Source organism: Veillonella parvula (assembly GCF_032575955.1).
GTDB classification, from domain to species: Bacteria; Bacillota; Negativicutes; order Veillonellales; family Veillonellaceae; genus Veillonella; species Veillonella parvula_J.
The window spans coordinates 266138-291951 of record NZ_JAWFXN010000002.1 but is presented as its reverse complement, the minus strand read 5'-3'; the positions used below and the strand labels follow the sequence as shown (position 1 = coordinate 291951).

Annotated in this window: 21 protein-coding genes and 2 tRNA genes; 4 read left to right on the top strand and 19 right to left on the bottom strand. The window is 40.2% G+C overall.

What is annotated here, in order from left to right; all coding sequences use genetic code 11:
- Positions 1 to 2: 2 nt before the first annotated feature.
- Positions 3 to 78: transfer RNA gene (locus E7L28_RS04165), tRNA-Asp, on the bottom strand.
- A 320-nt stretch (positions 79 to 398) separates the two neighbouring features.
- On the opposite strand from E7L28_RS04165, the gene E7L28_RS04160 reads away from it, so the two are divergent.
- Entirely contained in the window at positions 399 to 1034 is a 636-nt protein-coding gene (locus E7L28_RS04160) for a DUF2939 domain-containing protein (protein ID WP_316691981.1), read from the top strand.
- 237 nt (positions 1035 to 1271) lie between these two features.
- Here E7L28_RS04160 and E7L28_RS04155 read toward each other — a convergent pair whose 3' ends face one another.
- The 18 genes from E7L28_RS04155 to E7L28_RS04070 form a co-directional block, all read right to left on the bottom strand.
- A complete protein-coding gene (locus E7L28_RS04155) occupies positions 1272 to 1649 on the bottom strand; it encodes a PaaI family thioesterase (RefSeq protein ID WP_316691982.1) in 378 nt (125 codons plus the stop codon).
- Complete coding sequence (gene menC / locus E7L28_RS04150) at positions 1646 to 2797, bottom strand: o-succinylbenzoate synthase (RefSeq protein WP_316691983.1); 1152 nt, start codon at positions 2795 to 2797, stop codon at positions 1646 to 1648. Before menC ends, E7L28_RS04155 begins: the two co-directional genes overlap by 4 nt.
- 7 nt (positions 2798 to 2804) lie before the next feature.
- The gene (menE, locus tag E7L28_RS04145; protein ID WP_316691984.1) at positions 2805 to 4289 is read right to left on the bottom strand and encodes an o-succinylbenzoate--CoA ligase; all 1485 of its coding nucleotides are present in this window, start codon (positions 4287 to 4289) and stop codon (positions 2805 to 2807) included.
- Between the two features lie 213 nt (positions 4290 to 4502).
- Positions 4503 to 5345: a 1,4-dihydroxy-2-naphthoyl-CoA synthase gene (gene menB / locus E7L28_RS04140; protein ID WP_316589062.1), complete on the bottom strand. Its 843-nt coding sequence runs from the start codon at positions 5343 to 5345 to the stop codon at positions 4503 to 4505.
- 4 nt (positions 5346 to 5349) lie between these two features.
- Positions 5350 to 6210: a 2-succinyl-6-hydroxy-2,4-cyclohexadiene-1-carboxylate synthase gene (menH, locus tag E7L28_RS04135; protein WP_316691985.1), complete on the bottom strand. Its 861-nt coding sequence runs from the start codon at positions 6208 to 6210 to the stop codon at positions 5350 to 5352.
- Complete coding sequence (menD, locus tag E7L28_RS04130; protein ID WP_316691986.1) at positions 6207 to 8060, bottom strand: 2-succinyl-5-enolpyruvyl-6-hydroxy-3-cyclohexene-1-carboxylic-acid synthase; 1854 nt, start codon at positions 8058 to 8060, stop codon at positions 6207 to 6209. The genes menH and menD overlap by 4 nt, the downstream gene beginning before the upstream one ends.
- 40 nt (positions 8061 to 8100) lie before the next feature.
- On the bottom strand, positions 8101 to 9243 hold the full coding sequence (locus E7L28_RS04125) for an isochorismate synthase (protein ID WP_316691987.1): 1143 nt from the start codon (positions 9241 to 9243) through the stop codon (positions 8101 to 8103).
- 263 nt (positions 9244 to 9506) lie between these two features.
- Positions 9507 to 10769, bottom strand: coding sequence for a phosphoribosylamine--glycine ligase (purD, locus tag E7L28_RS04120; RefSeq protein WP_316691988.1), 1263 nt, complete (start codon positions 10767 to 10769; stop codon positions 9507 to 9509).
- A 146-nt stretch (positions 10770 to 10915) separates the two neighbouring features.
- On the bottom strand, positions 10916 to 12445 hold the full coding sequence (gene purH / locus E7L28_RS04115; RefSeq protein ID WP_316711453.1) for a bifunctional phosphoribosylaminoimidazolecarboxamide formyltransferase/IMP cyclohydrolase: 1530 nt from the start codon (positions 12443 to 12445) through the stop codon (positions 10916 to 10918).
- 26 nt (positions 12446 to 12471) lie between these two features.
- Positions 12472 to 13095 carry a phosphoribosylglycinamide formyltransferase gene (purN, locus tag E7L28_RS04110; RefSeq protein WP_316692389.1) on the bottom strand — a complete coding sequence of 208 codons (624 nt, stop codon included), beginning with the start codon at positions 13093 to 13095 and terminating at the stop codon, positions 12472 to 12474.
- Entirely contained in the window at positions 13088 to 14149 is a 1062-nt protein-coding gene (purM, locus tag E7L28_RS04105) for a phosphoribosylformylglycinamidine cyclo-ligase (protein WP_316711452.1), read from the bottom strand. The genes purN and purM overlap by 8 nt, the downstream gene beginning before the upstream one ends.
- Entirely contained in the window at positions 14136 to 15554 is a 1419-nt protein-coding gene (gene purF, locus E7L28_RS04100) for an amidophosphoribosyltransferase (RefSeq protein ID WP_008602814.1), read from the bottom strand. The genes purM and purF overlap by 14 nt, the downstream gene beginning before the upstream one ends.
- 11 nt (positions 15555 to 15565) lie before the next feature.
- Positions 15566 to 16294 (bottom strand): phosphoribosylaminoimidazolesuccinocarboxamide synthase, encoded by a 729-nt coding sequence (gene purC, locus E7L28_RS04095; RefSeq protein ID WP_004693728.1) that lies wholly within the window; start codon positions 16292 to 16294, stop codon positions 15566 to 15568.
- A 119-nt stretch (positions 16295 to 16413) separates the two neighbouring features.
- Entirely contained in the window at positions 16414 to 16905 is a 492-nt protein-coding gene (gene purE / locus E7L28_RS04090) for a 5-(carboxyamino)imidazole ribonucleotide mutase (protein ID WP_287507595.1), read from the bottom strand.
- A 433-nt stretch (positions 16906 to 17338) separates the two neighbouring features.
- Entirely contained in the window at positions 17339 to 17779 is a 441-nt protein-coding gene (locus E7L28_RS04085; protein ID WP_316692289.1) for a hypothetical protein, read from the bottom strand.
- Positions 17780 to 17790: 11 nt separating this feature from the next.
- Complete coding sequence (locus E7L28_RS04080) at positions 17791 to 18237, bottom strand: hypothetical protein (protein WP_278466919.1); 447 nt, start codon at positions 18235 to 18237, stop codon at positions 17791 to 17793.
- Positions 18238 to 18264: 27 nt separating this feature from the next.
- On the bottom strand, positions 18265 to 18840 hold the full coding sequence (locus E7L28_RS04075) for a xanthine phosphoribosyltransferase (RefSeq protein ID WP_004693737.1): 576 nt from the start codon (positions 18838 to 18840) through the stop codon (positions 18265 to 18267).
- 254 nt (positions 18841 to 19094) lie between these two features.
- Positions 19095 to 20000, bottom strand: a complete 906-nt coding sequence (locus E7L28_RS04070; RefSeq protein WP_316711451.1) for a LysR family transcriptional regulator — start codon at positions 19998 to 20000, stop codon at positions 19095 to 19097.
- Between the two features lie 267 nt (positions 20001 to 20267).
- Here E7L28_RS04070 and E7L28_RS04065 point away from each other — a divergent pair, with 267 nt between their 5' ends.
- From E7L28_RS04065 to E7L28_RS04055, 3 genes are all read left to right on the top strand, one after another.
- Positions 20268 to 24008: a phosphoribosylformylglycinamidine synthase gene (locus tag E7L28_RS04065; protein ID WP_316692093.1), complete on the top strand. Its 3741-nt coding sequence runs from the start codon at positions 20268 to 20270 to the stop codon at positions 24006 to 24008.
- Positions 24009 to 24173: 165 nt separating this feature from the next.
- A complete protein-coding gene (locus E7L28_RS04060; RefSeq protein WP_004693743.1) occupies positions 24174 to 25409 on the top strand; it encodes an FprA family A-type flavoprotein in 1236 nt (411 codons plus the stop codon).
- Between the two features lie 225 nt (positions 25410 to 25634).
- Positions 25635 to 25725 (top strand) — tRNA-Ser (locus E7L28_RS04055).
- The last annotated feature ends 89 nt before the right edge of the window (positions 25726 to 25814 follow it).

The following is a 25814-nucleotide window of genomic DNA, read 5'->3' as shown; positions in this document are numbered from 1 at the left end:
AATGGCGACCCCGATCAGATTTGAACTGACGATCTTCGCCGTGACAGGGCGACATGTTAACCGCTACACCACGGGGCCGCGTATCAACTCGCGTTGACTACTTGTACATAATATCATGGATTTAAGAGCAATGCAACTATTTTTTTAAGAAATATTATTACAAATCTATTAAAATAATTGATTATATTTGATAATCGTTATTTTATAGCTTTTATAAATGTATCTCTATAATATATTACAAGAATCCACCCTTTATCGTCATAATTCGTCAGTTTTCGTAATAGTACAATTTTCCCTATAAGCTTCACTAGGTATAACCTTTACTAGAAATCATCCTATTCTTTACTTAATATGCTACAATATGTATATATTCAGTATGAAAATGGCTCTATAGAAACATGAAAGGATTCGCTGTGAATAAGTTCAATTCAAAAGGTGTTATTATCGCTCTTATCATAGCCAGTGTAGGAGCAATGGCCGCAGCATGGTACTTCTTATGGTATGTACCACATACACCAGCCTACACATTAAAAATCATTCACCAAGCAGTACAAGATAAAGATGCAGACGAAGCATTACGCCACGTAGATATAAAATCCATTGTAAAAAACATTGTAGAACGAGAAGGCAATAAATATATCGATACATCTACCCCACTTGGTAAAGCTACAATAGCAGCTACCAAAACATTTGGACCAGCTCTTATCGAAGACGTAATACGGACATATATCGAAGATCCTGACAGTTTTAAATCTGAATCACCTACCAATAATACTACTACAGCAAATGATGATAATAAGTCTATGGTAGATCGTCTTGTAGAAGGTCGCCTATTTAAGGAACATGATGTAGAGGTTAAAAACCTGAAGTCAGAAGATAATGGTGATATGGCTACTGTGACTGTAACGATACAAAATAATAAAAAGAATATGACAAAAGATATAAGAGTTTTGATGCGTCATTTAGGAGATGGAACATGGGTAATTTACGATATTCCTAATATTGAAGACCTATATACTATCACTAGAAAATAAATATCTTTGTCTTTTCTAACATTTTAAATTGCAGATCTTAGAAAACGTAAATAAGAGCTATGTCGTTTTTCTAGATGAGCCATTTACATTGTAAAACCAACAAAGGACAGTATCTACCGAAAGGTATATACTGTCCTTTTATTATCCTATAATCTTAACAATCGTAAGTTCTCATGTAAGACGAAATTATACATAGCTTAATTAGCAAATATAACTAAATCCATTAGAAATGAGATTTTATCTATCAAAATCTACAATAGCCAAGGTTACAGTCACTTGTGAGATAAGGCGTTGTGCATCATCTATCATATCAAAGCGCCACACATGGGATGACTTACCTTTTACTAGTAAAGTTCCTAACGCTGTTAAGGATCCTTCACACTTTACAGGGCGTAGATGGTTAGCAGTTACAGATTGTCCTACACCAAATTTATGAGAACCTACCAGTTCATTACTCATCATACCTGCAATAATTTCTGCAAAAGCTAATATAGCACCACCGTTTAAATAGCCTTGTGGTTGTTTGTGAAACTCAGTTAAATTCATTTTTGCAATACATGTGTTATCACTCGTCATACGAGGAGCATCAATTTGTAAGGATTCAATTAAATTCATAGTGTTCGTTTCTCCATACAATAGGCTTCTAGCCGGTCATCAAAGACTGTTACACCTAGTCCATCACCATCGGGAACATGCATAACACCATCTTTAAATGTTAAATCTGGGAAAATAAGGTCTTGTTCAAAATATCGATTTGAATCGGACAAATCCCCTGCCATATAGGAATCTCCTAATGCGGCAAGCTGGACATGAAGCATTTTAGAAACCCCTGACTCTACCATGCTACCAATCCAATATGGAATATGACGTTCTCTACATAGATTAATAGCCGCTTTTGTTGGAATAAGACCACCCATTCGCCCTACTTTTACATTCAACACATCGATTAAGTCATATTCAATAGCATAGGACAGATCATCATATCCTAAAATGGACTCATCTAAACAAATTGGCGTATAGATTTTCCAATCGTCATCATTAAGGCATTCCCACTTCCAATCTCTATAAGATTGAAGGTTTGCCATCGCAAAGGGCTCTTCAATACAAGCTAGACCTAAATCATCATACTGACGCACCTTATCGATTTCTTGATACGAATAGCTTCGATTTGCATCAGCCGCTAAAACTAAATCCGGATAATGTTTGCGAACTAAAGCTACTCGTTCATAACCATCTACAGGATTTACCTTTAATTTAATCCGCTTACAACCACTTGTAACATGGCACTCTACAATATCGAGTAATTTGTCTATTGGTACATCACCGACAACGACACCACTTTCAATAGTATCTTGTAAAGCTTGTCCCATAATATAAGAAACAGAGTTTACACCTATTCGTTCGCAATGAAGATGAATGAGTGCATTTTCTAGAGCCGCAATGGCCATAGGCATATTATCTCGATTGAGCCAAAACTGTAATTGTCGTACATAGGTCATGAGCGGTTTGGGCCGCATTAAGCGCAGATTAAAGATATAATCATCTACTAAGGTTTTCCAACAGGTTTCTACGGTCTCAAATGTATAGAATGGCTCTGTGAAAGCTACGCATTCCCCATACCCTACATAACCCTGTTGATCCTCGATACGGATTACGATGGTTTCCCGCTCTTTTACCTCCCCCTTGGCGGTCTTGAAGTTAAAGTTCAGCGGCAATTTAAGGCGATATGTAGTTATACTTTTAAAGTTTAAAATATCATTCATAGGTGCCTCAGTTTTCTAATTTCAATTCATTGCGCAATATTTTGCCAGTTCCATTTCGAGGCAATGCGGTTAATGCTTTTACATATTTTGGAACCTTATATTTCGCTAAAGAGTTCGACATAAAAGCTAGAATATCCTCTGGTAGCAGACTTTTACCATCATGAAAGGCCACAAAGAGTGCTGGCACTTGTCCCCATTTAGCATCAGGTACAGGCACAACGGCACATTCCTTCACCGATGGCAACGTATAGACCAAATCCTCTAGCTCCTTAGGATAAATATTTTCACCCCCAGAAATGATGAGATCCTTACGACGATTCAAAATATAAACAAAGCCATCCTCATCGATGTAACCAATATCATCTGTATTAAAGTCTCCATCGATAGATTCCTTGTTGATATACCCAGACATAACCATCGGGCCCGTCAAATGAATTTCGCCTACCCCATCCGCATCAGGGTTATCGATGCGAACCTGCATGCCAGGCAATGGCTTACCTACAGATTCTCGTTTATCAGGATAATCCAATACAGAAAAGGTAACGCTTTGACTAAAGGTTTCCGTCATGCCGTAGGTCTTAAAGATAGGCAGCGATTTCTTTTCACAAGCATCGATTAGTGCCATCGGAATGAACTCTCCACCGAGCAAGATAACGCGTAACTTATGATGTGTAATATGTGGCTCTAATTGAGTCAAAATGGTAGGCACTAAGGACATCATATTGATTTGCTCAGATTCTATAAGTTTGAGAACTTGAGCTTCATCATATTTAGGCAAAATAGTGACAGCCGTCCCGTTGTAAAGAGACCTCATCAAGATAGATAAACCACTTACATGAAACAGAGGCAGTACCATTAGCCAATTATCCTGCTCCGTTTTTCCTAGTACCTCTTGAGAAGCTTGTACATGAGCTTTAATTTGCCCCCATCGAAGCGGTACAGACTTAAATTGCCCCGTAGTAGCGCTCGTATTCATGATAGCAGCTATGTCTGTGTCCACAAAGACCCAATCAAAGGAGTCCTCGACCGCTAAATCCGATAGAATTCTTTCTAGAGTTTCAAACTCAATTGTAACAATTGGATTAGAAGCCTCCAAACCAACGGAATGAGATAATTGATTTTCAATAGAATCTGATGCTATAGGTTCAACTAAACTTAATACTTGAGTTTCGATAGTATCGGGCAATTGATTACGTCGTTCTTTACTATGTAGTACGGTGGTAACACCTAATTGATCCAATTGGTTTTCTATTTCCTTTGGCTTAAGATGTACATTGAGTAGAAGTACCTCTTTATGAACTAGCATAGCAGCCAACACATACATTGCCATGGTCAGAGAATTATCGGATAAGATAGCCACACGAGATGCATCTAAAGGCACTAAATTACGAGCTACATGGAGTACGCCACGGTATATATCGTTATAGGTGTATTCATTTATGCATATACGATTAGGGTAGTGCTGTGCACCATAACGTAACCACTCCATCATCTCACCTCGTATCTAAACCTAATCACTAATAAGTAATCACTAATTACCAATTACCAGTAAATAGTAAATAGTAAATAGTAAATAATAACTAAAAAATAATAATTGAAATATGATAAATAAAGAGATATTACAAGAAAGGCGCCTCCTATAGAGGCGCACTTGTCGTTTTAACCGTTAATATAATCCGTCATATAGGACTGTATCGACTCCCGATTAAGGGAATTTAGGGAATTGTTTGAAGTTAGGTTTCCGTTTTTCTTTGAACGCGTCGCGACCTTCTTTTGCTTCATCAATTGTATAGTACATCAATGTAGCGTCCCCTGCGAATTGTTGTAAACCTGCAAGGCCATCTGTGTCGGCATTAAAGGCACCTTTCAACATGCGCAAAGCCATTGGAGATAATTCAAGGATTTCGCTACACCATTGAACTGTTTCTTCTTCCAATTTGTCGAATGGTACCACAGTATTAACCATGCCCATTTCATACGCTTGAGCTGCTGTGTATTGACGACACAAGAACCATACTTCACGAGCGCGTTTGTGACCAATCATGCGAGCCAAGTAACCTGCACCATAGCCAGCGTCGAAGGAACCTACACGAGGACCAGTTTGACCGAATTTAGCATTTTCAGAAGCGATGGTAAGGTCACACACGATGTGCAACACATGACCGCCACCGATAGCATAACCATTAACCATAGCGATAACAGGTTTTGGAATAACGCGAATCAAGCGTTGTAAATCGAGAACGTTCAAGCGAGGTACATTATCGTCACCTACATAACCACCGTGACCACGTACGCTTTGGTCACCGCCGGAGCAGAACGCTTCTTTATCTTCGCCCTTACCATGGTTAGCACCAGTCAATACGATTACGCCTACTTCGTTATCTTCACGAGCTACTGTGAAAGCATCAATTAACTCCATAACCGTTTTAGGACGGAACGCATTACGTACCTCTGGACGGTTAATAGTAATCTTTGCAATGCCATTATATGTTTCGTAAATTACATCTTCATAATTACGATCCAATACTTTCCAATCAAATTTGCTCATGGACTTAACCTTTCTTCTGTAAAAAATCTAACACCGCTCGTTCAAAAATCTGCGGTTTCTCTATATGTACATTATGTCCCGCCCCTTCGACGATGACATGATTAAAACTTGGCAACTTGCCAAATACATCTCTTCCTATTGTAGTATATTTTGTATCTAATGCGCCACTCACATATAAACCTTTGACAGAGAATTTTTCTATTTTATCGCCTACATAAGGCATTACGCCCTGCCCTGAGCCACGCAATGTACAGGCTAAGGCGTATGTACTATTATTGGATCGACGTAGATAGATTAATTCCTCTACTCCTTCTGAAAGCTGTTTTTGACTCTCAAAAATAGGAACCTCCGCCCATCGTGTAGCAAACCAAGCGCCATCATGCTCTTCGATGTGACTCGCTAAGTCTTCATCAGCCTTACGGCGTTCAGCTCGCTCAACATCAGAAGCGATACCTACAGAGCCACTTTCAAGAACGATACCTTTGATTTCACGTTCGTAGTGCAAAGCATAAGAAAGCGCAATACGCGCACCCATGGAGTAACCCATGAGGTAATAACTTTCACCAACCATATGATAAATAACTGTATGCAAATCCTCTATCATTTGAGGAATTGTATAGGCCTTATCCTCATCAGGAATATCTGAATCACCATGGCCGATCAAATCGATACGGACCACACGATACCCCGGCAGATTAATAGAATCCCAAGTGTAGCTTGATTCAGAAAAACCATGGAAACATACAATGGGTTCACCTTCTCCAACCACAGTCAAACCGTAGCGGTACTCGCCCAAGTCAAAATACATACGCTGAGCTGGATTACATAAAGCATTATCTACAATACTGCAAAAATACTGACTCATAGTAATGCCTCCATATCAACTGAAACTTTTGTATATTTCTTATGTAACTGTCGACTATATTCCCGGTCTGTAGGTATTTCAATGATATGAACGCCAGATTCCGTGCTAACTTTAGCTAATACAGTGCTCAATTCATCAGGACCTGAGATTTTAGTGTACCCACAGCCATAGAGTTTAACGGCCCCACTATAATCTAAACCTTGTGATGTAGAGAACAAGTAATCAAAATGCTTTGTCCCCTTTTGCGGTAAGTATTCAAAAATACCGCCTCCATCGTTATTATGTAAAATAATCGTCAAATTTAGATTTTGCGTTTTAGCGACCGCTAAGCCGTTTAGATCATGGAACAAAGACAAATCTCCCGTTACAAGATATGTAGACTTACCATTTGTGGCAAGACCTAGTGCAGTTGAAACGGTGCCATCGATACCATTAACACCACGATTACCGTAAAGAACGGCATCGGATTCACCAGAGAACCAGAAATAATCAAAGTCGCGAATGGTCATACTATTCGCCACAAGCAATTGGCTATTGTCAGGAATATGTTGTTGTAACTCGCGTATCGTGCGACCTTCAAAACAACTTGGTTCTTCTATGGCTGTACTTAGTTGAGCTTTGCCAGCTACTTCTAAACTTTGCCAACTATTAAGATATGCATTAGATTCGTTCTTTACAGCGTACAAATGCGTAAACATATCGATGCTTGCTTGCATGTGTATGGTGGTTTTCCCCGTTGGATTCATGGAGTCCATTGTGGGATTTACCTCAATATACTCCACACTATTCCAACTTGCCACCATTTGCTGTACCCGTTTCGACACAACGATTTGGCCAAACTGAATCACACAATCCGGCTTTAGTACAGGCCATAGGTCTTTATCCGCTAAAAATGCATCATACGTTGAAATCACAACATCAGGAGACTGTTTTTCCTGAGTCATATCTGTATCATTACTACGATTGATATTAAATTCATGATTATCATCAATAGCATCAGTCTTATGCCAGCGTCTTACATTGGACAATGGATCCGCCAAGATAGGAGCTTGTAAGTTCTCCGCAAAGGAGTGAATAGATTCAACTTCGTTTACATCGATTTGTGGACCAGCTAAAATAAGAACTTTCTTATATTGCGCAAGCAATCGATTAGAGTTATTAGGGTTATTAGTGTTATTATCAGTAGTATTTTTAGTATAGCTTACGTTACTTGCTTTACTTACGTTACTTGTATTATTACTTCTATTCTGATAGCTAAATACATCACCGTAATTAGGTTTAAATACTTTGTAAGGGCTACGTCCCACTTCAAAGTGCTTACGATCCAGTTCAGGCACTAATGGCTCAAAGAGGGGTACATTGATATGCACTGGCCCCTTTTTGATGTCCATAGCTTTCATATACGCCTTGCGAGCTACTTGGCGTGGATATGTGTAGTAATGGTCCTCTTGCGGCACCACTAATTCTTCGTAATAGTTTACGGCTGTACCAAAAATCTTTTGTTGATCTACTGTCTGTGGAGCCCCTACATGCAACAAGGTATGAGGTCGATCAGCAGACAATACGATAAGAGGTACCCCACTATATTGAGCCTCTAAAATAGCGGGCAAATAATGAGCCACTGCCGAACCAGATGTACAAACTAGTACAGTTGGTTCTTTATGAGCCTTTGCAATGCCAAGCGCCATAAAGCTAGCAGAGCGCTCATCTATATTCATATATGTTTCAAAGCCTTCATACTCCGTGAAAAGCATAGCCATCGTCGTAGAACGCGATCCAGGGCTAAACACTGCATGACGGACGCCGAGTTGGTAAAACTCATCTACCAAGGCAGCAATATATTCGTTCATTATATTCCCTTTCAACAACTCCTAAGGGTTTGGAAATGTATTATAACGCATCCAAAATGGTGCGCATTTTATTATTAGTTTCTGCGTACTCTTCATCCGCATCAGAATCGGCTACGACGCCACATCCTGCATAGGCATAAAGAACATTATCCATGATGAGTGCAGATCGAATGGCAACGACGACGATGCCGTCCCCCATATCTTTCATAAAACCAAAAGGCGCTGCATACATACCGCGCTCGTGGGCTTCGTATTCTTGTAACAGAGCCAATGCCTTTTCTCGCGGTTCACCGCCGAGAGCTGGTGTAGGATGTAGCAACTTTGCCCATTCCACGAGGGATTTTGTGCTATCCTTTGCAGTAATAATGGTGCGCAAGTGATAGAGATGAGCTAGCTCCATGATATCCGTTTCACCTATGGTAACATCAGGTGTTATAGACTCCATTGTTTTCACGATACGATCGCGCACGATATTATGTTCAAAGAGATTTTTCTTATCTGTTAACAGTTGTTCCTTAGTCCACGCATTTGGTCCATGTTTAGGAGCAGTACCCGCTAAGGCATAACTGAGAATTTCACTACCTCGATGGCGAACTAGAATCTCTGGCGATGCGCCCACAAAGGTACGTCCATCCTTTTCGTAACCAAAGATAAAGCAATTTGGATTATTATCTACCAAATTCGCCAAAATACTCGCCACATTGTATGGTATTTCGCTAGTGAACTGTACCTCTCGAGAAGAAACGACCTTTGTCATTTCACCACTGCTAATGCCGTCAGCGATAGCATTCATCAAACTATCCCAAGCAGCCTTATCATCACTGGTTTCCTTGTAGTTATGGCGAACTCGAGGCACCTCGAAATCTGTAATAAGGACGCTTTCACCAGCGTGCAAGTAGAAAGATTCCCCATTTTCTACGATGTAGTAATGGGTGAAAGCAATCATTTCATGGCCCATACCAGCCCATTTGGGGTCCTTGGAGTTCTCAAAAAAAGTATCCCCATAAAACACGTAAGCGTAATTATGGCGGTCCTCATCATCTTTAACCGTCGCCAGCCGTTTAGCGCCTACAACGATGCGGTTACTTTGACGATCCACCCAGAATACGCGTTCTTCGTTGGGGAAATTCAGCCAAAAGGCTACCGGACTATTCAGTTCTAACGGTTCTTTATTATATATCATAGTTGTATATCGCTATTAAAAAATAAAATAGACTATAGTAAAAACACCTAACGTGTAGAAGATTTGCTTCTACACGTCAGGCGTCATCAATAAGTTTCCAAATTTTTGAGATGAGCCTAACGCCATCACACGTCGATGGGCCCTCTTTATATCTAATTTATTATATCACAGGTAACCATTAAAAGGTAGAAAATAAAAACCTCTACACCGCATGCGTTATGCATGAATGTAGAGGTTTTCATTATATTTAAAATGTTGTTACTTTATTTGAAAGCCTTAGCCCCAATATCTGTACGATATTGCATGCCTTCAAAGTCGATATGCGCTATACGTCCATAGGCTCTATCAAGTGCCGTTCTAAGGTCTTTGCCAAGACCAACAACACCGAGCACACGGCCGCCATTAGTGACATAGTTTTCACCAACAAGCTTTGTACCAGAGTGGAATACGATGGTTGTGTCATATTGTTTAATATCCCCACTGATGACATCGCCCTTTGATGAAGTTTCAGGATAACCCTTAGAGGCAAGGATAACGCAGGCCGCCGAGGAGTCTTTCCATTTCACCATATCAGCTGTTAATGTGCCCTTAGCACAAGCCATCATGATTTGACCTAAATCACTATCTAGTAGAGGCAATACAACTTGCGTTTCAGGGTCTCCAAATCGTGCATTGAACTCTACCACCTTAGGACCTTCGTCAGTAATCATAAGCCCAGCGTAGAGGCAGCCCACATACGGCATACCTTCCTTTTCCATGGCCGCTACTATAGGCTCCAAGATAGTTTTCATCGCTTCGTCCCGCAATGCATCCGTAAGAACTGGTGCCGGTGCATAGGTCCCCATGCCACCAGTATTAGCCCCTTTATCACCATCAAAAATACGTTTATGATCTTGAGAGGCAATCATAGGAACTACGGTCTTGCCATCTACAAAGGCTAATAAACTAGCCTCTTCGCCTTCCATAAACTCTTCAATAACAACAGTGCTGCCTGCATCTCCGAATCGATTACCACTGAGCATATCTTCTACGGCTACATTCGCTTCATCGATGGTCATGGCTACTACAACACCCTTCCCTGCCGCCAAACCGTCAGCTTTAACAACGATAGGAGCTCCTGTTTGAGCAATAAAAGCTTTTGCTTCATCTACCTTGTGGAATACACCATACGCAGCAGTTGGTATGTTGTATTTTTTCATGAGATCCTTGGCAAATACCTTTGAGCCCTCTAGTTGAGCGGCTGCTTTAGATGGACCAAAAACTGGAATTCCCGCCTTATTGAGTACATCCGCTAAGCCTGCTACCAAAGGAGCCTCAGGCCCAACAACAACTAAATCAACTTGATTCTCTTTCAAAAAGCTAATCAAATGATCACTTTGTTGCCAATCGATGCCAACTAGCTCTGCACAATCTGACATGGCTGCGCTACCAGGAATAGCATATACCTTTGTTACGCTAGGGCTGATGGACAATCGCCACGCCAATGCATGTTCGCGGCCGCCGTTACCGATTACACATACTTTCATAAGTCCTCCATCGGCGCCTAAACGCCATTAAGTTTATAATAATATAAACACATAACGAGACTACTCCAAACATCAATAATTGTTGACTATACAATAGATATTTTGCCCTGATAGTGTTTAACAATCCGCTAAAAGTTCTTAACCAATTAATGTTTAAAGTGACGAATATTTGTAAATACCATGGCAATGCCCGCTTCGTCAGCCGCTTTGATGGATTCTTCATCGCGAATAGAGCCACCTGGTTGAATAATAGCTGCAATGCCATGTTTTGCCGCTGTTTCTACGGTATCGCCAAAGGGGAAGAATGCATCGGATGCCAAAACAGCACCTTTTGCGGCTTCCCCGGCTTGTTCAAGGGCAATTTTTGCAGAGCCTACGCGATTCATTTGACCGGCCCCAACTCCAAGGGTACGCTTTTCATTAGAAATCAAAATAGCATTGGACTTTACATGTTTTACAAGTTTCCATGCAAATTCAAGGGCTTTCCATTGTTCCTCTGTCGGTTGTACCTTCGTAACAACTTTATAATTGGCGCGGTCTTCTACGAGATCGTCTTCTGTTTGCACTAATAAACCACCAGACACCTTTTTCACTGTCACTTGGCCAGATTCCGGCTTAGATAGCTCGATGAGGCGAATATTTTTCTTTGCTTCAAGGATTTCTAATGCTTCTTTTGTGAAAGCTGGCGCCATAATAACTTCTAAGAAAATTTTGCTCATTTCCTCCGCTGTACTTGCATCTACTTCACGATTTAAGGCTACGATGCCACCAAAGGCAGATACGGAATCAGCTTCATACGCATTTACATAGGCATCATGTAATGTAGATGCAGTAGCGGCACCACATGGGTTTGTATGTTTAATGATACATGCTGCGGGGTCTGTAAATTCCCACACCATGTTCCATGCCGCTTCCATATCTACGATGTTGTTATAGGAAAGCTCTTTGCCATGTAGTTGTTTCAAAGCCCCCATGCCATGAACTGTACCAATTTCTTTGTAGAACGCTGCTTGTTGATGCGGATTTTCGCCATATCTAAGATTTGTTACCTTTTCATAAGCGCTCAAATATTCAGAAGGTGTAGGACCTTCATGCAAGATTCCACTCATATAATTAGCGATAGCCACATCATAAGCCGCTGTATGAGCAAAGGCTTCTTTGGCAAGACCAAGGCGATATTCCTTAGTCAATTCTCCTTGGTCTTTGAGCCTCTCCAAGATTTCATCGTAATGATTTGGATTTACTACGATGCCTACGTACGCATGATTTTTTGCTGCAGAACGAACCATCGTAGGACCACCAATATCGATATTTTCAATGGCCTCTTCTAGGGACACATTAGGTTTTGCAATGGTTTCACGGAACGGGTAAAGATTCACCACAACAAGGTCGATTGGTTCGATACCATGTTCTGCCATAGCTTGTTTATGTTCCGCATTATCACGGATAGCCAAAATACCACCATGCACGTTAGGATGTAAAGTTTTTACTCGGCCATCCATCATTTCTGGAAAACCCGTTAAAGACTCAACAGCATTTGCAGAAATGCCTGCATCGGTAATCGCTTTAAGGGTACCACCTGTAGAATAAATGGTTACACCTAAGTCAACTAAACCTTTTGCAAAATCTACAATACCCGTTTTATCTGAAACACTTAGTAGTGCATTTTTAATCATGTAACCTCTCCATTTGCTTACACATATCAATCTTCAATATAAACCGTACGACCTTTTATAGTGAGCTTATCCTCACAAAATAGACGTAACGCCTCTTTATATGTTTTATGTTCAATAGGCAATAATCTATCACTCAGGATATCCTCTGTATCCTCCGGTAATAAAGGAACCGTATTCTGCATGATAATAGGACCTGTATCCATTCCGGCATCAACAAAGTGTACCGTACAACCAGTTACCTTTACGCCCGCATCGATAGCTTGTTGATGCCCATGTAGTCCCGGAAACGATGGTAGTAGAGCAGGATGAATATTTAATATCTTATGCTCATAGTGCTCAATCAATTGAGTTCCTACAATGCGCATATATCCAGCTAAAACGATGCCCTCTACCTCATATGGTTCTAGTGCATCTAGTTGAGCCTTTTCAAAACTAGCTTTAGAATCATAGTCACTACGTTCGATGACAACGAGCGGAATATTCCAGTTTTTAGAGCGTTCCACTATGCCTGCTGTACCGCAATCTGTAATGATGACTACAAATTCGCCCTTAATAGAGCCTTCTTGCATCGCTTTATAAAGGGCTTCCCCATTGGAGCCTCTACCGCTTGCAAATAGAGCTAGACGCTTTTTAGTTACGGAACTAGTCATTAAATACCGCCCCTTTTACAACAACTGGACCTTCGCCTTTAACGATATGACCAATTTCATATACCGCTTCATTACGACTTTCAAGATTTGCCTTTACTCGATCCACATCCGCAGCGTCCACTATGAGAATCATGCCAATACCCATGTTAAAAGTACGGTACATTTCATGCCAATCTACATTGCCCCATTCTTGTAGCTTTTCGAATACAGGAAGACGAGGCCATGTATCACAATCGACCTCTGCCTTTACTCCTGCCGGTAAAACGCGAGGAATATTTTCATAGAAGCCCCCACCCGTAATATGAACCATACCTTTAAGTAGGCTTTCTTTAATCAACGGCAATACAGCTTTAGGGTATAAGCGCGTTGGCGTTAATAATTCTTCTCCCAGTGTTTTGCCAAATTCAGGAATATCTTGACCAATGGAGAAACCCTTGTGATCAAATACAATTTTACGAACTAACGAGAAACCATTAGAATGAACCCCAGAAGATGGTAACCCAAGAATAACGTCTCCTGCCTTGATACTTTCACCAGTAATCAATTTAGGACGATCTACGATACCAACGGCAAAACCAGCTACATCATAATCCTCATCATCGTAGAAACCTGCCATCTCAGCAGTTTCACCGCCTAGTAAAGCGCAGCCTGATTCTTCGCACGCCTCAGCTACACCGCGTACGATATCCGCCACTTTTACAGGCTCTAGTTTGCCAACCGCAATATAATCAAGGAAGAATAAAGGTGTAGCACCTTGTACAAGGATATCATTAACACTCATAGCTACACAGTCTTGACCGATAGTATCATGTTTATCCATCATGATAGCGAGACGTAATTTGGTGCCCACCCCATCTGTACCAGATACGAGCATAGGATCAGACATAGCATGACCAGCTAAGGAATAGAGTCCCCCAAAACCACCTAAATCACCAACAACACCCGGTGTATACGTCCGTTTAACAGATTCTTTCATCAATTCTACGGCGCGATTACCTGCATCGATATCAACACCTGCATCGCGATAGGTTAAACTAGTTTTATTCGAGCACATATTTGACCCCTTCCTCTTGGTCCGCAGGAACCGCTACACTATAATCACCATTGAAACATGCAAAACATAAATCATCTGGCTTTACATCAGATACAGCACGACATAGGCCTTCACGAGACAAGTAATGTAATTTATCAGCCTTGATAAAATCTCTAATTTCATCCACTGTATGAGTAGCTGCTATAAGTTCTTTACGCACCGATGTATCAATGCCATAGTGACAGGAATACTCAATAGTTGGAGAACTAATACACATATAAATCTCTTTAGCACCAGCCTCTTTTAGCATTTTTACAATGATACCACTCGTAGTACCACGCACAATAGAATCATCAATAAGGACGATACGCTTACCTCCAACAATATGTGGCAATGCATTTAGCTTCATACGAACGGCTAATTCTCGTTCCTCTTGATTTGGTTTAATAAAGGTACGGCCGCTATAACGGTTCTTAACTAAACCTTCCGCAAAAGGGATACCCGATGCGCGAGCATAACCTAATGCAGCTGTTGTGCCGGAATCCGGAATGGACATGACGATATCCGCATCATACTTAGTTTCGTTATATAGTTCGCGACCCATATTTAGCCGAGATTGATATACGGATTGACCATCGATATGACTATCGCCACGTGCAAAATAGATGTATTCAAAGACGCAAAGTTTTTTGTCGATTTTTTCTGGTTCCGCATACATAGTACTACGCACACCAGAGTCATCGATGATAACCATTTCACCAGGATCTATATGACGAATAAACTCTGCCTTAATCGCATCAAAAGCACAACTTTCACTAGAGAGCACATAACCATTTTCAGTTTTACCTAAACAAAGTGGTCTAAATCCTTGAGGGTCTCGTACACCTACTAAAGAGTCGTTCGTAGTAATGACTAAAGAGAACGCCCCTTCAATTTGACGCGCCGCATCGGCAATCCGTTCCGCTTGTGTTTCTGCTTTAGAACGGGCTATCAAGTTCACGATAACCTCAGAATCCATCGTCGTTTGAAAGATGGAACCATCGGCTTCGAGACGTTTTCGAATAGATAAGGCATTCGTTAAGTTTCCATTGTGAGCCACCGCAATTTGACCGCCTTGGTAGTGAATAACCAAAGGCTGGATATTACGCGGATTATTGGACCCAGTCGTAGAGTACCGCACATGACCAGTCCCCATATAGCTTGGCAAAGATGGTAATTCTTTGATAGCCTCGGTCAACAAGCCCATGCCTTTTTTCAGTTCAACATCATGACCATCGGTAACAGCAATGCCCGCACTTTCTTGACCACGATGTTGGAGAGCAAATAACCCCCAATATACATAGCGTGCTACATCAACGGTCCTATCATAGATGCCGAATACACCACACTCTTCGTGCCATTTGTCAAAAACAGAATCGTAGTTCATCTTCCCCCCTATTAGGCACGCTCACCTGTAAGACGGAATAACATTTCCTTATATGCTTCTTCAATATTACCAAGATCTCGACGGAAACGGTCTTTGTCAAGTTTTTCACCAGTTGTAGCATCCCAGAAACGGCATGTATCAGGAGAAATTTCATCACCCAATAAAACTTCACCATTATGGGTACCAAATTCTACCTTGAAATCTACAAGGGTCACATTTTTAGTAGCCAAAAATTTCTTCAATATATCATTTACCTTTAAAGTAATTGTAGAAATTACATCAAGTTGTTCTTGAGTAGCCCAACCAAGTGCTGTGATTTGGGATTCATTGGCAAATGGATCGCCTAATTCATCATTTTTGTAGCAGAATTCAAGGATTGGATGTTTAAGTGGTGTACCTTCTTCAATGCCAAAGCGTTTAGCCATAGAGCCAGCCGCAATATTACGAACAATAACTTCAAGAGGAACTATTTTCAATGCAAGTACTGTTTGGTTGCGATCATCTTCACGACGAACAAAATGAGTTGGTACGCCTTCTTTTTTCAACAATTCAAAGAAGAAAGAGGAAATTTTATTGTTCAAAACACCTTTTCCAAGAATGGTATCATGTTTCTCGCCATTAAATGCAGTGGCATCATCTTTGTAATGAACGATGTACTCATCTTTGTTATCTGTTGCATATACTTGTTTTGCTTTGCCTTCGTATAATAATGTTAATTTTTCCAAATCGATGTTAGCCATGATCTTTCTCCTTTATCATAAATTAATGATACAAACTAATTAATGATACAAACTATGTAATAGATATCTAAATAAACTGTTTTTCTTAACCAATATTTAATCGCCGATGATTTACATGATTAAATATGAATAGCACCTTGTAATTCTACATTGTCTGCTAAGACTTTTTCAGCCATATCTTTACGATATTGTTGATATTGTTCTTTCAGGTCTTTATTGAAAGCTGCTCCAATTTGTACTGCAAAGAGCGCTGCATTTTTAGCACCATCTACAGCCATAGTTGCTACAGGCATACCAGATGGCATTTGAACGATAGCAAGCAAAGAATCAATGCCTTTTAGAGCCGTTGCATTAAGAGGAATGCCGATAACAGGTAATGTAGTGAAGCTCGCCACCACACCAGGTAAATGAGCCGCCGCGCCAGCACCAGCAATAAAAGCGATAGCCCCTTCATCTTCAAGTCGTGTGACAAAGTTCTTCACAGCCTCTGGGGTACGATGAGCTGAGGCAATAACCATTTCATAAGGGATTTTGAATTCATCAAGTACGGCAGATGCCTTTTTCATTGTGTCTAGGTCAGACTTGCTGCCCATGATAATACCGACCTTCATAGATCCTCCTAATAAAAAAGCCCAGCCAAAACAGACTGGGACAAATACGCGCAAATAGCCTCCGTAGACTTGCTTTGAGTTTGTTGATTTGCATAGTTCACGGTGCTACCTCCTTCTTGTACTCAAATTGTAACACCTAACATTTACAAAATCAATACTATTTTCGAATATTTTTTTATTAAATATTTTTATCATTCGTTATATTCCGAACTATCGAAATAATATAGATTGCATCATATAAAATAATTTTAAATAAATCTGTAAAATAAAATACTGCCTTTTCAATCTTATAATAACACAAACTTACTCTATCAATTAAAATATTTATATATTTTTTCTTATCCATACAAAAAGAGGATAACCCATTTATAAACAGGTTATCCTCTTTTCATAATTCCGAACATTAGATCACTTAACTTGTATCTATTATTGATTAGTGAGTACCACTTTCAAAGGCAGCTTTCAATTCACCTACAGATTCAGAAATATAATCTACGATAGAAGACATCAACGCATACATCAATGCAGGCTCGAACGCATCATCACCACACATATATACGCAATCCAAGTATAGGCTAGAATCTTGTTCATCAATATATAGTTTGTAATTTTTATATGTCGCATTGTCTCGATTAATTAATGCATTCAAGGCATTCATATTTTGTGCCGTTACCTTTTCAGGACCTAACACTAAACGAACTACACTATAAATACTGTTATCGAGAATGACGAATAAAGGCATATCCCATAAAGGAGACTTGATATAAGAACGATATACTACTGTACCGTCTTCATCATCAAAATCCTTCCGTTCAAAAGATATGATTTCTTCTTCTTTCAAAAACTTATCAAATAATAAGGATTTAGGATTCATAACAACCTCTATTAAGCTAAGCCAGCTACTTTAAGAATATCTTTATGTACAGCATCTAAATGCGGTTGAATAACTTCAAGCATAAGATTCACTACTACAGTAGGATCAAATTGTTCATTCAAACATGGTATAGACACATCCATATAAATGTTATTGTCTTCATTGCTCACGTAATATTTAGATATCTTGTAATCTTGATTTAACGTGTTAAGTTCTTTCAATACCGCAGGAATCACTTTTCTATCAATAGATGTTGTTGTGATAGCGATGCGTACATAGGTGAACGCAGAATCGTCTACAACGATGAACACAGGCAAGCTATGCTCATGAACATCCAAACGACCATGATATACAACTGTGTTAAGATCGTCTGTCATTTCTTCCTTTGTAAACCAAGTGTTACCGCCTTTATTAAGGTCAGCAACGAGTAAGTCGAATTTTTCTGCTTTTTTATTCATAATTCCCTCTAACAATAATCAGACTAATTAGTCTTCGATAAACACACAACCATTATCTTTGAATTCTTTAATGCGAACTAAAGACTCTACACGGTAGCCCGCATTTTCCAAGCGTTCACGACCAGGTTGGAAGGACTTTTCGATAGCAATCGCCATGCCAACTACTTCATCACCTGCGTCTTGAACCAACTTAGCAAGGCCCATAGCCGCCTCACCAGACGCCAAGAAATCGTCGATAATCAACACTTTTTCACCAGCTGGCAAGAATTTTTTAGAAATAGTGATATCATAATTCTCTTCTTTTGTATAAGAGTACACAACACTATGATATACATCATCTACCATAAGGATGGATTTTTTCTTACGCGCAAATACCAATGGTACGTCTAGTTCAAGCGCGGCCATCAACGCCAACGCAATACCAGATGCTTCGATGGTAACAATACGTTGTACACCTGCATCACGGTAACGATCCGCGATTTCTTTACCAATCGCCTTAAACAATTGTGGATCGATTTGATGGTTTAAGAACCCATCTACTTTCAGCACTCGATTATTGAGGACAATCCCCTCTTCACGAATGCGTTCTTTTAATAATTCCATGTGCTCATACCTCCGCATAACTATCTTTAAATTTTAACGTAAACAACCCCTTAGGGTCAACCTATATCTAGTAAAAGTCTTATAATATAACCCATAAATATCATTGCAAATAAGACTTAAATATTTCATATATGAATTATATAACTCAACTGCTTTATAGGAATATAATATAGCACGGTAAAACTCACACTAATATATAAAAAGACACACTTTAAGAAAGTTTCCTAAAGTATGTCTTTAAACATGTCTTTTTCTTATAAAACTTTATCTCGAGTACTTTCACGATTAACTAGTAAGGACGTAAATCTTGCAGCCCCTTCAGATTGAGGAACCAAACGTGAACGCACAAGCACAATGTCGCGTGTTGGTACCGGAATATCTGTATCGATGCGCACAATAGTCCCTTCTTGCATTTTTTGTTGTACCACATGATTAGGCAACATGGAAATACCCATATTGATTTCTACAAGATCTAGTAATACATCGACGCTACCCAATTCAAAGCGAGGCTTACGACAAGCACCATGTGTTACATCGTCAAAGAATGTACGACTAGCAGAGCCTTTATGCAAGAGTAAAATAGGCTCGTTAAGAAGGCGCCCTTGATCAAAGAATCCTGCCCCTTTATAGTCAGGGCCCCCAACAAAGACGTCTTGAATGGTAGCTAACGTAGTTACCTCTAGCTGAGGATTATCTCTCAAGCCCTCATAATCATTAACCACAGCTAATTGCGCCTCTTTATTGAGTACTAATTCTACACAATCAGGAGACGGACGATTGATAATATGTAAGCCAATTTCACTTTCTTTTAATTGCCATTTGTGGAAATAAGGCAATAGGAAATGGCGACACAAAGTATCTGTGGCAGCCAAATTTAAACTTTCATAAGCTTGGCTAACCCGTTCTTGTAATTGGGTAACACCATTATCAAGAATAGAGAAAGCTTTAGCTACCGTATCAAACAATTCTTTACCTTCTGGCGTGAACCCTACAGATTTTGTAGTACGCACGAAGAGAGGCATATTAAGTTCTCCTTCTAATTGTTTAATACTTTGACTGATGGCGGATTGGGACACGCCTAATTCTTTTGCGGCACGGGAAAAAGATAAATATAAGCCTACCCCTAGAAAGGTTCTATATAAATCTGCAGATACTGCCATTTTATTCACCTCTGTTATATACTAATAGTAACGTCTTACTTTTAAATACACATATCATTACCTTATTATAACTATAGACTCTCAATATATAATGAATATGTAGAAATCTTCATGAAAGTTAGGTCTTATGACCTTCATGAACTTTTCATATTTATTAGTATTTCTAATCTTTTCATTAGTAAGATTATCTTTACTTATAAGTCTAGACCGACTATACTTAATTTGTCAATATCCCATAGGGAATTATATACATTACAGGAGGCTACAATGGCTATACAACGATTATTCGTAACAAAACGAGAATCTTTCAACCTAGAAGCGCAACGCATGTTACAAACCTTACAACAGGAATTATCTATGCCTGCTACAGATGTGACAATCTATGAGCGATACGACATCGAAAATTTAGATGCAAAAGATCTAGAGTCTGCTAAAAATTTAATTTTTTCTGAACCTCCTGTAGATACTGTATTAGAAGAAATTCCAAGTGTACAAGGCTTTGTATTTGCTGTTGAATATGTGCCAGGTCAATACGATCAACGTGCTGATAGCGCAGAGCAATGTATTTCTATGCTCACCCTTACATCTGGCCACATCGTACGTTGCGCTCGCGTATATGCTATCGACGGCACTTTCACAAAAGAACAGGAAAATGTCATCAAATCATACTACATTAACCCTGTTGATTCCCGCGAAGCGAGCCTTGACGTGCCAAACACCTTAGCTCTCGATTTAGAAGATCCAAAACCGGTGGCAACAATCGATGGATTTACTACGATGAGCGATGATGATTTAGAAGCTCTCATCAAGAACTATAGCCTTGCTATGACATTGGCAGACCTTCAAATGATTAGACAACAATACGCAGAGGTGGAGCACCGCGATCCTACGATTACAGAAATTCGCCTCTTTGATACATATTGGTCTGACCACTGCCGTCACACTACCTTTATGACAGAATTGACGGATATCACTATTGAAGACAGTCGCTTTACAGGCTCTATAAAGGAAGCCCTCGAAGAATATATGGAAGGCCGTGCTGAGCTCTACACGACTAAGAAAAAAGCTCGCTCCCTCATGGACATGGCTACATTGGCTGTAAAAGAATTGCGCCACGCTGGAGGACTTACAAATCTCGATGAATCTGATGAAATCAATGCATGTACAATCATCGTCCCTGTCGATGTAAATGGCAAGACTGAAGAATGGTTGTTACTATTCAAAAACGAAACCCATAACCACCCTACTGAAATCGAGCCATTTGGTGGCGCAGCTACCTGCTTAGGTGGTTGCATTCGCGACCCATTGAGTGGTCGCGCTTATGTATACCAAGCTATGCGCATCACAGGCTCTGGCGATCCACATACAAAACTTGAAGATACATTGGAAGGCAAATTACCACAAAGAAAGATCACCCAAGAAGCAGCTCGTGGTTACTCCTCTTACGGCAACCAAATCGGCCTTGCTACAGGTGAAGTAAAAGAATATTACCATCCTGGCTACGTAGCAAAGCGCATGGAAATCGGCGCAGTTATCGGTGCTGCACCTCGCAACCAAGTTCGCCGTGAGGTACCAGTTGCAGGCGATGTGGTAGTATTGCTAGGTGGTAAAACTGGCCGTGATGGCTGTGGTGGCGCTACAGGTTCCTCTAAAGAACATACCGTTGAATCTCTCTCCACATGCGGTGCAGAAGTCCAAAAAGGCAATGCTCTTACAGAGCGCAAAATCCAACGCTTATTCCGTCGTGGCGAAGTAACGACACTTATCAAACGTTGTAATGACTTCGGTGCAGGTGGTGTATCTGTTGCTATCGGTGAACTAACTGATGGTGTATCAATCAATCTCGACTTAGTCCCTAAAAAATATGCTGGCCTCGATGGTACAGAGTTAGCCATCTCTGAATCCCAAGAGCGCATGGCCTGTGTCATCGATGCTTCTGATGTAGAGGCATTCAAAGCATACTGCGACGAAGAAAACTTGGAGTGTACAGTTGTGGCAGAGGTAACTGATACAAATCGCCTTGTTATGAACTGGAATGGCGAAGCAATTGTAGATATTAGCCGCGACTTTTTAAATACAAATGGTGCTAGTCAACAACAAGAAGCTATCGTAAAAGCACCTACAGATCGATCCTACTTCTTACGTGGTTCAGCTAGTGCAGATAACTTCAAGGAAAAATGGATCGCAGCCGTATCCGATTTAAATGCAGCATCCCAACAAGGCTTAGCAGAACGCTTTGACAGCACTGTGGGCGCCAATACAGTCCTCATGCCATTCGGTGGCAAATTCCAAAAAACGCCTACCCAAGGCATGGTTGCTAAATTACCGGTTCTAAACGGTGAAACTACAACGGCTAGTATTATGACTCATGGTTTTGTGCCTGAGTTATCTGCATGGAGCCCTTATCATGGTGCGCAATATGCAGTACTTTTATCTGTAGCAGAATTAGTAGCTCTTGGCGGTCGCCGAGAAGACGCATACTTAACATTACAAGAATATTTTGAACGCCTCAACTCTAAAGAATCTTGGGGTAAGCCAGTAGCAGCTTTACTTGGTGCTTATAAAGCACAAAAAGAACTTGAAATCGGCGCTATCGGCGGCAAGGACTCTATGAGCGGTACATTTATGGATCTTACCGTTCCCCCTACCCTCGTATCCTTTGCAGTTGGTACAGCTCATGTAGATAATATCGTGAGCCAAGACCTTAAAGGCGTAGATCACCGCCTCGTATTCTTCGATGTACCTCGTACATACGATGACACCCCTGATTGGGATCGATTCAAAGAAAACTGCGATACACTACAAGAACAAATTGAAAAAGGTCGCGTTTACTCTGCCTATGTAGTTGATCAAGGCGGCATTCCTGAAGCAGTCACAAAAATGGCCCTTGGCAACAATATCGGTGTTAAATTCGATAAATACGCTGAACGTGGTATCTTCCAACCAGCCCTTGGTTCCTTCATCGTTGAAGTAGATATTACGGCTGTTAATTATCTTTTAGAATTACCTGATGTGAAAGTTATCGGCGTAACCCAAGCCACACCTGTTATCGAATGGGAAGGTCAATCCGTATCGCTCAAAGAAGTACAAGCGGCCTATGAAGCACCTCTAAACGATATCTTCCCAATGTACGCATCAAACGGCTTTGGTGAAGCAGTCGCTTACATCCATGACCAACACGCTAAGCCTCGTAGCACATCCTTAGGTGCAAAACCAAAAGTTCTCATCCCAGTATTTCCTGGTACAAACTGCGAATTTGACTCTGCTCGTGCCTTTGAACGAGCTGGTGCAGAAACAGATATCGTGCTCATTCGCAACCAAACTCCAGAACAATTAAAAGAATCTATCGACGTAATCAAAGCTAAATTAGCAGAGTCTCAAATTCTTATGTTCCCAGGAGGTTTCAGTGCTGGTGATGAGCCAGATGGTTCTGGTAAATTCATAGCCACCCTCTTCCGCAACCCATACCTTGCAGAAGGTTTAGAAAACCTCTTGTATAAACAAGATGGCCTTGTATTAGGTATTTGTAACGGCTTCCAAGCGCTCATCAAGTTAGGCTTGTTACCTGGTGGACATATTGAAACGTTAACTGCAGATCATCCTACATTGACATACAATACTATTGGTCGTCACTTATCTCGCATGGTTAATACGAAAGTTATTTCCACAAAGTCCCCTTGGATGAGTGATGCTAAAGCTGGAGAAATTTACACGGTACCAATTTCTCACGGCGAAGGTCGCTTTATAGCGTCTCCTCAACAAGTGTTGGAGTTCAATAAAACTGGCCAAATCGCTACACAATATGTAGACTTTGATGGTATCGCCTCCATGGATAGTCACTTCAATCCTAACCAATCTGTAGCTGCTATCGAAGGTATTTATAGCCCTGATGGTCGCGTATTCGGCAAAATGGCACACTCCGAACGCTGTGGTGCAGGCATCAGCAAAAATATTCCTGGCCAATTAGAAATGCCAATCTTTACATCTGGTGTAAAATACTTCAAATAATTGGTCACTATGAACTTTCATGTGAAAGCCTACTTCTTCAAGTAGGCTTTTTCAATATTGATTTTTTTCGAAAATATTAGTATTATAAATTGATACTATATTTACAGACATGAGTTCTCATGTAAAGCTATACATACCTAGTGTGGGTTAAGAAAGGATTTTATTATGCATTGTGCTCAGAAAATGACTCATAATATCTACTGGATTGGTAGTAATGACTGGACAACAGAACGTTTCGAAAACTTATTCCCTATTCCAAATGGTGTTAGCTATAACAGCTATTTCATCGACGATGAAAAGACTTGTGTGGTAGACTCCGTAGATGCTGAAATTCGCGAAGAGTACTTCGACAACTTGACTCACCTCTTAAATGGTCGTGAACTTGATTACATCGTCGTAAACCATATGGAGCCTGATCATTGCCAAACATTATTGGAAACATTGGAACGGTATCCAAATTGTAAAATGGTAGGTAATGCTACAACATTCCGCATGTTTGAGCAATTCTATAACACTCCAAAACCAGAACAATACCATCAAATTAAAGAAGGCGATGAAATCTGTTTAGGTAAACATACTTTGGTTTCTTACACTATGCCTATGGTTCACTGGCCTGAAGTAACTTGTACATACGAAAAATCTACAGGCACATTGTTCTCTGCAGATGCTTTTGGTACATTCGGTACAGTTAATGGTAATATCTTTGCTGATCAAACCGATTTCGTAGCTACATACGAAGAAGAAGCTCGCCGTTACTATACAAATATCGTTGGTAAATACGGACCGCAAGTACAAAATGCACTTCGCAAAATTTCTAGCCTTGATATCAAACGCATTGCTCCACTTCATGGTCCAATCTGGCGCACCCCTGAATCTATCCAATATATCACGCACAAATACTTACATTGGTCCAGCTATACAGCCGAGCAAAAAGGTGTTGTCATCGCTTTTGGTTCCATGTATGGCAATACTCGTGCTATTGCTCAACAATTGGCTAAACAACTCTCCAAACGTGGCGTTACAGATATCAAAATTTACGATGTTTCCAAAACTAATGCTTCCTACATCATCTCCGATGCTTGGAAATATACTAACTTGGTAACTATCGCACCTACATATAACTTGAATCTATACCTTACTATGGAAAACTTTATCCATGAATTAAAAGCCCTTAACTTCCAAAACCATAAGGTATCCATCATCGGTAACCACTCTTGGGCTTCCGCTGCGATGAAAACAATGGTTTCCCATTTCGAAAATGACTTCAAAGACATTGAAATCGTTTCCGAACCACTAGATATCAAATCCTCTTTGAAAGAAGAAGATCTTCCATTAATTGAAAAAATGGCAGACGATATCAAAGCATCCATTGAAGCTGCTGAAATTAAAGACGTATTCTAATACCTAATACAAGAGCCGCCTATTTAGGCGGCTTTTTTCTTTTTATATACTAGATTTTATACGCCTAAAACCAGGCTATGTTTTTTGGTTTATATCCATTTATTGAGATCAAATACTATATTTTAAAAGCCTTGTAAATATGCAATAATTCTACTATTTTTTTGCTTGACATAAATCTAACTTTTTCATATACTATACAAGTACCTGTTACACAACAGAATACATGGAGAGGTGTCCGAGCGGCTGAAGGAGCATGATTGGAAATCATGTGTGCGGTTATCCCGTACCCAGGGTTCAAATCCCTGTCTCTCCGCCATAGTAAAAGCAGTGCTTTCGCACTGCTTTTTTATTTGCATATAAAGAAAAAGCTATTCGAATTATACTCGAATAGCTTTTTGTATGTCA

Coding starts and splice junctions, on each gene's coding strand:
- E7L28_RS04085 (WP_316692289.1), bottom strand. CDS start 17,779: ATGAATCCTAAATCCTTATTATTTGATAAGTTTTTGAAAGAAGAAGAA.
- E7L28_RS04060 (WP_004693743.1), top strand. CDS start 24,174: ATGCATTGTGCTCAGAAAATGACTCATAATATCTACTGGATTGGTAGT.
- purF (WP_008602814.1), bottom strand. CDS start 15,554: ATGAACTACGATTCTGTTTTTGACAAATGGCACGAAGAGTGTGGTGTA.
- E7L28_RS04080 (WP_278466919.1), bottom strand. CDS start 18,237: ATGAATAAAAAAGCAGAAAAATTCGACTTACTCGTTGCTGACCTTAAT.
- E7L28_RS04160 (WP_316691981.1), top strand. CDS start 399: ATGAAAGGATTCGCTGTGAATAAGTTCAATTCAAAAGGTGTTATTATC.
- E7L28_RS04125 (WP_316691987.1), bottom strand. CDS start 9,243: ATGATATATAATAAAGAACCGTTAGAACTGAATAGTCCGGTAGCCTTT.
- E7L28_RS04155 (WP_316691982.1), bottom strand. CDS start 1,649: ATGAATTTAATTGAATCCTTACAAATTGATGCTCCTCGTATGACGAGT.
- E7L28_RS04075 (WP_004693737.1), bottom strand. CDS start 18,840: ATGGAATTATTAAAAGAACGCATTCGTGAAGAGGGGATTGTCCTCAAT.
- E7L28_RS04065 (WP_316692093.1), top strand. CDS start 20,268: ATGGCTATACAACGATTATTCGTAACAAAACGAGAATCTTTCAACCTA.
- purD (WP_316691988.1), bottom strand. CDS start 10,769: ATGAAAGTATGTGTAATCGGTAACGGCGGCCGCGAACATGCATTGGCG.
- menE (WP_316691984.1), bottom strand. CDS start 4,289: ATGATGGAGTGGTTACGTTATGGTGCACAGCACTACCCTAATCGTATA.
- purN (WP_316692389.1), bottom strand. CDS start 13,095: ATGACTAGTTCCGTAACTAAAAAGCGTCTAGCTCTATTTGCAAGCGGT.
- purH (WP_316711453.1), bottom strand. CDS start 12,445: ATGATTAAAAATGCACTACTAAGTGTTTCAGATAAAACGGGTATTGTA.
- E7L28_RS04070 (WP_316711451.1), bottom strand. CDS start 20,000: ATGGCAGTATCTGCAGATTTATATAGAACCTTTCTAGGGGTAGGCTTA.
- purM (WP_316711452.1), bottom strand. CDS start 14,149: ATGTGCTCGAATAAAACTAGTTTAACCTATCGCGATGCAGGTGTTGAT.
- menH (WP_316691985.1), bottom strand. CDS start 6,210: ATGAGTCAGTATTTTTGCAGTATTGTAGATAATGCTTTATGTAATCCA.
- menD (WP_316691986.1), bottom strand. CDS start 8,060: ATGAACGAATATATTGCTGCCTTGGTAGATGAGTTTTACCAACTCGGC.
- menC (WP_316691983.1), bottom strand. CDS start 2,797: ATGAATGATATTTTAAACTTTAAAAGTATAACTACATATCGCCTTAAA.
- purE (WP_287507595.1), bottom strand. CDS start 16,905: ATGAAGGTCGGTATTATCATGGGCAGCAAGTCTGACCTAGACACAATG.
- purC (WP_004693728.1), bottom strand. CDS start 16,294: ATGGCTAACATCGATTTGGAAAAATTAACATTATTATACGAAGGCAAA.
- menB (WP_316589062.1), bottom strand. CDS start 5,345: ATGAGCAAATTTGATTGGAAAGTATTGGATCGTAATTATGAAGATGTA.